1 protein-coding gene is annotated in these 1,079 nt (G+C 71.9%); it reads right to left on the reverse strand.

Features of this window, described 5'->3' with window-relative positions; translation table 11 throughout:
- Positions 1–1,079: DEAD/DEAH box helicase (locus HMPREF0058_RS11405; protein WP_006549950.1), on the reverse strand; the 1,079-nt coding region annotated here is incomplete at both ends.

Below are 1,079 nucleotides of genomic sequence, written 5' to 3' on the forward strand. Positions count from 1 at the left end.
GGGGAGGTCAGAGCAGCGAGCTCGGCATCCGTGAGCTCACCGGCAGGAGCCGCTGCCATCGGGGCGCCGGGGTTACTCGCCGGCGCCACCGCGGGGTCGGCCGGCCTGGTCGGCGCTGGCTCGGGGGCGGTCAGTGCCTCCAGCTCCGCCTCGCTGAGGGCGTCGATGTCCGTGCGAGACAGGGCGGACTGGCCCGCTGCCGCAGGACGAGAGCCTGCGTCGTCCTGCGGGACGTGGCCCCCGGCGTGCCGGTTGGGGTCGCGGACCTCGCCCAGTCCGTCGTCAGCCAGCAGGGGCCGGTAGCGGATCTCAACGGGGTAGGTACGCCCCGAGACCTGGATGACGGGGGCCGGCACGCGAGCGGTCAGTGGTGCGCAGGCGCGGTGCGGGGCGGAGCCGGCTGCGTCGTCGTCGGCCTCGCCCGAGCTGGGCACGAGCCCGGCCTCCCCCTCGCGGGTGACCTCCTGGGCGAAGTGGGCCGCGAAGCGCTCGGAGTCGATCGTGGCGGAGGTGATGATGACCTTCAGGTCCGGGCGCTGAGGCAGGAGCCGGGCGAGGTAGCCCAGGATGAAGTCGATGTTGAGGCTGCGCTCGTGGGCCTCGTCCACGATGATCGTGTCATAACGGCGCAGCATCGGGTCGGTCTGGATCTCGGCCAGCAGGATGCCGTCCGTCATGAGCTTGACCAGCGTGTTGGGGCCGGTCTCCTCGGTGAAACGCACCTGGTAACCCACCACGCCGTCGCGGCCGATCGCCGTGCCCAGCTCGTGGGCGATGCGTTCAGCCACCGAGCGCGCGGCGATACGGCGCGGCTGGGTGTGGCCGATCATGCCGGTGATCCCGCGGCCCAGCTCCAGGCAGATCTTGGGCAGCTGGGTGGTTTTTCCTGAGCCGGTCTCGCCGGCGACGATGACGACCTGGTTGGTGCTGATCGCCTCGGCGATCTCCTGGCGACGTGCTGAGACGGGAAGCTCTTCTGGGTAGACCAGGGCTGGCACGCTCGCGGCGCGGGTGGCCAGCTGCTCGGGGGTGAAGCCGGGCCAGGAGCGGCCGCCGCGGTGCTTGCCGCGCCCGGTGTG

The sequence above is a fragment of the Actinomyces urogenitalis DSM 15434 genome (assembly GCF_000159035.1).
Classification (GTDB): Bacteria; Actinomycetota; Actinomycetes; order Actinomycetales; family Actinomycetaceae; genus Actinomyces; species Actinomyces urogenitalis.